This is a genomic window from Nocardioides sp., assembly GCF_047607365.1.
In the GTDB taxonomy this organism is placed as follows: domain Bacteria; phylum Actinomycetota; class Actinomycetes; order Propionibacteriales; family Nocardioidaceae; genus Nocardioides.
This window is the reverse complement of record NZ_JASGDD010000116.1, coordinates 1-7,871: the sequence shown is the minus strand read 5'-3', so window position 1 is coordinate 7,871 and position 7,871 is coordinate 1. Positions and strand designations below refer to the sequence as shown.

General features: G+C 73.1%; 9 protein-coding genes and 1 rRNA gene. 7 read left to right on the top strand and 3 right to left on the bottom strand.

All coding sequences use genetic code 11. The features are described 5' to 3' along the window. The 7 genes from QM572_RS08740 to QM572_RS08710 all read left to right on the top strand — a co-directional run. On the top strand, window positions 1-332 hold a 332-nt coding region (locus QM572_RS08740; protein WP_415092120.1), incomplete at its 5' end, for a PucR family transcriptional regulator. Between the two features lie 101 nt (window positions 333-433). After that, entirely contained in the window at window positions 434-1,645 is a 1,212-nt protein-coding gene (locus tag QM572_RS08735; protein ID WP_415092122.1) for an acyltransferase domain-containing protein, read from the top strand. Further along, window positions 1,642-2,610 carry a beta-ketoacyl-ACP synthase III gene (locus tag QM572_RS08730; protein WP_415092118.1) on the top strand — a complete coding sequence of 323 codons (969 nt, stop codon included), beginning with the start codon at window positions 1,642-1,644 and terminating at the stop codon, window positions 2,608-2,610. The genes QM572_RS08735 and QM572_RS08730 overlap by 4 nt, the downstream gene beginning before the upstream one ends. Before the next feature lie 42 nt (window positions 2,611-2,652). Then, window positions 2,653-2,904 (top strand): acyl carrier protein, encoded by a 252-nt coding sequence (locus tag QM572_RS08725; RefSeq protein WP_415092116.1) that lies wholly within the window; start codon window positions 2,653-2,655, stop codon window positions 2,902-2,904. Beyond that, window positions 2,904-4,184, top strand: coding sequence for a beta-ketoacyl-[acyl-carrier-protein] synthase family protein (locus QM572_RS08720; protein WP_415092114.1), 1,281 nt, complete (start codon window positions 2,904-2,906; stop codon window positions 4,182-4,184). The genes QM572_RS08725 and QM572_RS08720 overlap by 1 nt, the downstream gene beginning before the upstream one ends. Continuing rightward, a complete protein-coding gene (locus QM572_RS08715; RefSeq protein WP_415092112.1) occupies window positions 4,181-5,641 on the top strand; it encodes an acyl-CoA carboxylase subunit beta in 1,461 nt (486 codons plus the stop codon). Before QM572_RS08720 ends, QM572_RS08715 begins: the two co-directional genes overlap by 4 nt. 39 nt (window positions 5,642-5,680) lie before the next feature. Beyond that, window positions 5,681-6,190, top strand: coding sequence for a hypothetical protein (locus QM572_RS08710; RefSeq protein ID WP_415092110.1), 510 nt, complete (start codon window positions 5,681-5,683; stop codon window positions 6,188-6,190). Here the strand turns inward: QM572_RS08710 and QM572_RS08705 are convergent. The 3 genes from QM572_RS08705 to rrf all read right to left on the bottom strand — a co-directional run bounded on the left by QM572_RS08705 (window position 6,187) and on the right by rrf (window position 7,868). Further along, a complete protein-coding gene (locus tag QM572_RS08705; protein ID WP_415092108.1) occupies window positions 6,187-6,714 on the bottom strand; it encodes a DUF3145 domain-containing protein in 528 nt (175 codons plus the stop codon). The two genes, QM572_RS08710 and QM572_RS08705, sit on opposite strands and share 4 nt — an antisense overlap. Window positions 6,715-6,838: 124 nt before the next feature. Further along, window positions 6,839-7,687, bottom strand: coding sequence for a tetratricopeptide repeat protein (locus QM572_RS08700; protein ID WP_415092106.1), 849 nt, complete (start codon window positions 7,685-7,687; stop codon window positions 6,839-6,841). Window positions 7,688-7,751: 64 nt separating this feature from the next. After that, a 5S ribosomal RNA gene (rrf, locus tag QM572_RS08695) occupies window positions 7,752-7,868 on the bottom strand. Window positions 7,869-7,871: the final 3 nt, after the last annotated feature.

Sequence of the window (7,871 nt, the reverse complement as noted above, 5' to 3'; positions counted from 1 at the left end):
GGTGGCCGGGGGCGCCGCGGCCGGTCCTGGCCGACGACCTGCTGCCCGAGCGCGTCCTGGCCGGCGACGCCGCGGCCGCGGAGCAGCTGGTCACGGAGACCTATCTCGCCCTCGACAATCCCGCGCTCGTGGAGACGCTCAGCGCCTACCTCGAGGCGGGCGGCTCGCTGGAGGCGACGGCTCGCGGCCTCTACGTGCACAGCAACACCGTGCGCTACCGGCTGCGGCAGATCGCCGACGCCACCGGGCTCAACCCGACCGCGCCGCGTGACGCGTGGACGCTGCGGATGGCCCTGTCGCTGGGCAGGCAGCGGGCGGCCGCCCGGCGCTGAACGCGGCGCGAACGCCTTGTAGGAAGCCTCCAAAGTCCTCCTCGGATCTTGGTGGCGGCTCCCCCCAGGTGACTCGCGAGTAGCCCGTCAGGGTGGATCTCGTGCTCGTCGTCGTCGCTCCCGGACAGGGATCCCAGACCCCCGGACTCCTCACGCCCTGGCTCGAGGACCCGGTCTTCGCCGACCGCCTCGAGTGGCTCAGCGCCGTCTCCGGCATGGACCTCGCCCACTACGGCACCGACGCCGACGAGGACGCGATCCGCGACACGGCGGTCGCCCAGCCGCTCCTCGTGGCGACCGGGCTCCTGGCCGCCCTCCAGCTCTTCCCGCACCCCGCGGACGCCTTCGGCCGGATCGGCGCCGTGGCCGGCCACAGCGTCGGCGAGCTGACCGCCGCGGCCGGCGCGCGCGCCATCACCGCCGAGCAGGCGATGGTCCTGGTCCGCGAGCGCGGCGCCGCCATGGCCGCCGCCGCGGCAGCCGTCGACACCGGGATGAGCGCGGTCCTCGGCGGCGACCGATCCGAGGTGCTGGCCCTCCTGGAGGAGCTCGGCCTCACCGCGGCCAACGACAACAGCGCGGGCCAGATCGTCGCCGCCGGCACCCTCGAGCAGCTCGCCGCCCTCGCCTCGGCCCCGCCGGCCCGGGCCCGGATCATTCCGCTCAAGGTCGCCGGCGCGTTCCATACCGACCACATGGCTCCCGCCGTCGGGCGCCTGGAGCGGCTCGCCCGCTCGGTCTCGGTGCACGATCCCCGCACCCGGGTGATCTCCAACCGCGACGGCCAGGTCGTGCACTCCGGCCAGGACGTGCTCCGCCGCATCGTCGGCCAGATCGCCCGGCCGGTCCGCTGGGACCTCTGCCTGGAGGCGATGGACGACCTCGGCGTCACCGGCATCCTCGAGGTGCCGCCGGCCGGCACCCTGACCGGCATCGCCCGGCGGCACTTCGGCAAGCGCGTCGAGACCTTCGCCCTCACCGGTCCCGACCAGCTCGACGCGGCCCGCGACTTCTGCGACCGGCACGGCGAGCCGTCCCCGCTCGACCTGAGCCCCACCTGGCGGATGGTCGTCGCGCCGAGCAAGGGGACCATCCACCTCGCCGACGAGAGCCGGGCCGCCGGCGTACTCGCCGCGGGAGCGGCCATCGGCGACATCGTCAGCCTCCGCGACCGGATCGCGGTCACCTCCGCCCACGGCGGCGAGGTGGTCGAGTGGCTGGTGGAGGACGGCGACCTGGTCTCCCCCGGCCAGCCCCTCGTCCGGCTGCACCCGCTGGCCCACCGGGTCCCGTCGGCACGGAGCGCGTCGTGACCCAGTCGCGGATCGCGGGCCTGGGCGTCTACCGCCCCAGCCGCGTCGTGCCCAACAGCGAGCTCGTGGCGGCGATCGACTCGAGCGACGAGTGGATCCGCACCCGCACCGGCATCGCCGAGCGACGCTGGGCCGCCCCGGAGGAGACCGTCGCCCTCATGGCGACCGAGGCCGCCCGGGCCGCGCTCGCCGACGCCGACCTCGACCCGCGCCAGGTCGACTGCGTCATCGTCGCCACCGTCACCCACCTCATGCAGACCCCGTCGCTCGCCGCCGAGGTGGCGCACGCCCTCGGCGCCGAGCAGCCGGCCGCCTTCGACATCTCCGCCGCCTGCGCCGGTTTCTGCCACGGCCTCGCGCTGGCCTCGGACCTCGTCCGCGGCGGCACCGCCCGTCACGTCCTCGTGATCGGCGTCGAGCGGCTCTCCGACATCACCGACCTGACCGACCGCGGCACCGCGTTCATCTTCGCCGACGGCGCCGGCGCGGTCGTCGTCGGACCCAGCGAGACGGCCGACATCGGCCCGGTCGTCTGGGGCTCCGACGGCGAGCGCGCCGACCTGATCACCCAGCGGGAGACCTGGCCCGACGCCCTCGCGCGTGGCTCCCTCCCCCACCTGACCATGCAGGGCAACCAGGTCTTCCGCTGGGCCTCCTACACCATGGCCAAGACCGGCCTCGAGGCGCTCGACCGCGCCGGGGTCCGCCCCGACGAGCTCGACTGCTTCGTGCCGCACCAGGCCAACCTCCGCATCATCGACGCCATGACGCGCGCCATGAAGCTCCCGGACACCGTCCGCGTCGCCCGTGACATCGTCGAGGCGGGCAACACCTCGGCCGCGTCCATCCCGCTGGCCTTGGAGAGGATGAGACGCGACGGCGACGCGAGGAGCGGCGACACCGCGCTCCTCATCGCCTTCGGCGCCGGCCTCGCCTGGGCCGCCCAGGTCGTCGTCCTCCCCTGACCGCCCTGTAGCTCGAAGCCCCCACCAGATAAGGAACCCACCATGAGCACGACCGAAGAGATCCGCACCGCCCTCGCCGACATCGTCAACGAGGTCGTCGGCACCGACGTCGAGGACGTCCAGCTCGACAAGAGCTTCACCGACGACCTCGACGTCGACTCCCTGTCGATGGTCGAGATCGTCGTCGCGGCCGAGGAGAGGTTCGGCGTCACGATTCCCGACGACCGGTTCAAGAGCCTCGTCACCGTCGGCGACGCCGTCTCCTACATCGAGCACGCCGGGGCGACCGTCTGATGGGTCGCATCCGGGTCGTCGTGACCGGGCTGGGCACCACCAACCCGGTCGGCGGTGACGTCGCGTCCACCTGGGAGGGGCTGCTCGCCGGCACGTCCGGCATCCGTCCCCTCACCGACGAGTGGGCCGAGGCCCTCCCGGTCCGCATCGCGGGCCGGGCGGCCGTCGACCCCGCCGAGGTGCTCGAGCGGGTCGAGGCACGACGGCTGGACCGCTCGACGCAGTTCGCCCTCATCGCCGCCCGCGAGGCCTGGGCCGACGCCGCCTTCGGCGGGAGTACGCCGGCGGCCACCACCGTCGACGCCGGACTCGACCCCGAACGGGTCGGGGTGGCTCTCGCCTCCGGCATCGGCGGCGTGTCCACCCTGCTCGCCAACTACGACACCATGCTCGCCAAGGGCCCGCGGCCGGTCTCCCCCCTCGCGGTGCCGATGCTCATGGCCAACGCTCCCGCGGCCAACGTGAGCCTCCAGCTCGTCGCCCGCGCGAGCGTCCACACCCCCGTCTCGGCGTGCGCGTCGGGCAACGAGGCGATCGCCGTCGCGGCGGACCAGATCCGGCTCGGCCGTGCCGACGTCATGGTCGCCGGCGGCACCGAGGCGGCCATCCACCCGCTCCCGATCGCCGCCTTCGCCAACATGCGCGCGCTGTCGCGCACCGGCACCGGCGACGGCGCCGACCCCGCGACCGTCAGCCGTCCCTGGGACACCGGCCGCGACGGCTTCGTGCTCGGCGAGGGCGCCGGCGCCCTCGTGCTCGAGCGCCTGGAGCACGCCCTCGCCCGCGGCGCCCGCGTCTACGCCGAGGTGCTCGGCAGCGGCCTCTCCGCCGACGCGCACGACATCGCCCAGCCCGACCCCGCCGGCCGCGGCGGCGCCCGCGCCATCAGGCTCGCGCTCGCGGACGGCGACCTGGCCGCCTCGGACGTCGCGCACGTCAACGCCCACGCGACCTCCACCCCCCAGGGCGACGTCGCGGAGGGCCTGATGCTGCACGCCACCCTCGGCGCCCACGTCGAGCGGGTCGTCGTGACCAGCACGAAGTCGATGACCGGCCACCTGCTCGGCGGCGCCGGGGCCCTGGAGGCGGTCGCCACCGTCCTCGCGATCCACCACCGCCTCGCTCCCCCGACGATCAACCTCGACCAGCTGGACCCCGCCGTCGAGCTCGACATCGCCACGAAGCCCCGCGAGCTGCCCCTCGGCGATCTCGCGGCGCTCAACAACTCCTTCGGCTTCGGCGGCTCCAACGTGGCCGTCGCGTTCGGGACCGTCTCATGACCCTCGCCGAGTCCCCCCTCCCCTCCCGACTGGGGCCTCCCCTCACGTCGAGTGGGGGCTCCGGATCGCTCGATCCGCGCCACCCCCTCGTCCGCCTCAGCGCGCTCTTCGACGACCAGTCGATGGAGCTGCTGTCGCCGTACGACGACTCCGGCATGCTCGCGGCCGCCGGCACCGTCGACGGCGTGCGAGCGGTCGCGTTCTGCTCCGACCCGACCGTCATGGGCGGTGCGATGGGCGACGCGGGCTGCCGTGTCGTGGTGGACGCCTACCACCGCGCCCTCACCGACCGCGTCCCGATCATCGGGCTCTGGCACTCCGGCGGCGCCCGCCTCGCCGAGGGCGTGCTCTCCCTCCACGCCGTCGGCCGGATCTTCCGCGTGATGACCCAGGCCTCGGGCGTCGTCCCGCAGATCTCCGTCGTGCTCGGCCCGGCCGCCGGCGGCGCCGCCTACGGTCCCGCGCTCACCGACGTCGTGATCCTCGGCCCCGAGGGCCGGATCTTCGTGACCGGCCCCGACGTCGTCCGCTCGGTGACCGGCGAGGACGTCGACATGCTGCGCCTCGGCGGCCCGGAGCCGCACGGCCGCCGGTCGGGCGTCGTGCACCTCCTGGCGGAGACCGAGGCCGACGCCCTCGGCACGGCCCGCGCGACGGCGCGGCTGCTCGCCGACCAGCGCAGCCTCGACGTCGCAGGCGTCGAGGACGTCGACCTCGCCGGTCTCCTCCCCGACAACCCCAAGCGCGCGTACGACGTCCACCCGCTGGTCGACGGCCTGCTGGATCCCGGTTCGACCCTCGAGCTCCACGCCCGCTGGGCGCCCAACGTGGTCACGGCGCTCGGCCGGCTCGGTGGACGCACGGTCGGCGTCGTCGCCAACAACCCGCTGCGCCTGGGCGGCTGCCTGGACTCGCTCTCGGCGGAGAAGTCCGCCCGCTTCGTGCGCCTGTGCGACGCGTTCGGCATCCCCCTGGTGGTCCTCGTCGACGTGCCGGGCTACCTCCCCGGCGTGGGCCAGGAGTGGGACGGGGTCGTGCGCCGCGGCGCGAAGCTGCTCCACGCCTTCGCCGAGACCACCGTGCCACGGATCACGCTGATCACCCGCAAGAGCTACGGCGGCGCGAACATCGCCATGAACGCCGCGTCGCTCGGCGCCACCGCGGTCTTCGCGTGGCCGAGCGCCGAGGTGGCCGTGATGGGCCCACTGGCGGCGGTCCGGATCCTGCACCGGCGCCGCCTCGCGGAGGTGCCGCCCGACCAGCGGCCGGCCCTCGAGGCCGAGCTGGCCGCCGAGCACGAGCGGATCGCCGGCGGGGTCGAGCGAGCGGTGGAGCTCGGCGTCGTCGACCGCATCGTCACCCCGGAGCAGACCCGGTCGACGGTGGCGCAGGCGCTCCACGCGGCCGTCCAGCGCGACGGCGTACGACGTGGGGCGCACGGCAACATCCCGCTGTGACGCCGTAACCCGTCAGGGTCCGAGCCGTTGACCAGTGTTGTGAGACGCGTCACTCTCGCCGCGGCGATCAGCCTCGGACTTCTCGGACTCGGCCCGACGAACGCCGCGCAGTCGGCCACCCCGTCGGCCAGCGTCGCGGCTCCCGCGCAGCGACTCGTCGACGGCTGCTCGTCGACCTACTACTACACCTACGCGGTCGACCCGGGTGACAACGACTGGCTCCTCCAGATCACGATCAAGGACGCGAGCGGCACCAGCCAGGCCTTCCAGTTCTTCACCTCCGGCGACCCCGGCGATCCGACGAGTGGCACGTCGCACTTCCAGCTGTGCTCGAAGAACGTCCACGCTCCGGGCCGGTTCACGATCAGCGCCGAGCTCGACCTGAACGACGGCACCAACCAGACCGCGACCTTCCTGCCCGACTACTACTTCCAGATCACGCCGGCCGTGAAGACGACCACGAAGAAGGTCGGGAAGTGCAGCAAGCCGAAGTACGCCAAGCACCACAAGAAGAAGTGCCGCAAGGCGAAGAAAACGAAGAAGTCCTAGACGACCTGGTGCAGCCAGCGGACGGGGGCACCCTCGCCGGCGTGCCGGAAGGTCTCCAGCTCGTCGTCCCACGGCTTGCCGAGCAGCTTGTCGATCTCGTTCATGATCGTGGTGTCGCCGAGCGCCGCCTTCACCACGGCGGCCTTCAGCCGGTCCTCGGGGATCATGATGTCGCCGTGGAGGCCCGTGACGGCGTGGAAGACGCCGAGCTCGGGAGTGTAGGAGAACCGCACACCCTCGGAGCCGGCCGTCGGCTCCTCGGTGATCTCGAAGCGCAGGTGGTTCCAGCCCTTGAGGGCTGAGGCGACGCCGGCCGCGGAGCCGACGGAGCCTGCCCAGGACAGCTCCGCGCGGTAGGTCCCGGCCTGGGCGGGCTGCGGGGTCCAGTCGAGGCTGACGGACGTGCCGAGGACGCCGCCGACGGCCCACTCCACGTGCGGGCACAGCGCCGACGGGGCCGAGTGCACGTAGAGCACGCCCCTCGTGGCGGGACGAGAGGACGCAGCGGTGGTGTATGCGGTCACTGGGGTTCTCCTTCGTTCCGGCGTGAGCTTCGCCTTCCCCAGCGGACTCAATCGGAAGCCGTGTCGAACCACAGCGATGTTGTTATGACGCCATTGTGACGGATGTGGCGCCTGAATGCCAGCGTTACCCGCGGTTCGCTTCGAGCGCGGCCGCCCGCTCACCGGCGTCCGTCGACTCCTCGGCGTCGATCGCGAGCGTCCGGTGGAACCAGCTCAGCGCCTCCTCCGGGCGCCCTGCCTTCTCGAGGATGTCCGCGTAGGCGTAGCGCAGCCGGACGACCCAGGTCTCGCGGCTCTTGCTCATCAGGGGCGCGAGCTCGAGCGTCCGGAGCGCGGCGTCCAGCTGACCGAGCTCGGCGCGAGCCTCGGCCTCGATGATCGTCATCTCGGCCTTCTGGGCCGGAGCGAAGTTCCGCACCGACGGGCTCTGCGCGAGCTTCAGCGCCTGCTCCGGGTGACCGAGAGCGCGGTGGCAGTCGGCCATCATCGGGAGGTACGCCGTCGCCCCGTTCATCCGCTTCGCGGCCCGCAGCTCGGCGAGCGCGACGTCGAAGTGGCCGGCGTAGTAGGCCGCCTCGCCCACCGCCTCCCGGACGATGGCGAGACGCTGGGCGCGGCTCTTCGCCGCGAGTGCGTGCTGGTAGGCGATCTCGGCGTTGTCGACCTCGAGGAAGTGCTGAGCTGCCGCGAGGTGGCGGCCCACCCGCGCGGCGAGCTTCTCCGGGAGGCCCTTGAGCTGGGCGGCGACGCCGCGGTCGAGCTCCTTGCCGGTGATGAAGTCCGGCAGGTCGGGGCCGTCGTACGCCTTCTGGTCGGCGGTCCGCTCCGGCTGGGTGCCGCGGTCGATGCCGTCGGCGTCCCGGCCGCGCGAATACGGCTTCGGGGCCCGGCTCCCCGGCTTGCGGTCGCGGTCGGAGCCGCCCCGAGCCGGGCGACTCTGGGCATTGCGATGGTTACGGCGCTCGTCTGCCATGACGTGATCTTCTCCTGAAATACAGCGAGGGGGCCACCAATCGGTGGCCCCCTCGGGAATTTTTGTCCGGCGGCGTCCTACTCTCCCACAACCTCGCGGTTGCAGTACCATCGGCGCTGTCGGGCTTAACTTCCGGGTTCGGGATGGGACCGGGTGTTTCCCCGACGCTATGGCCGCCGTAACT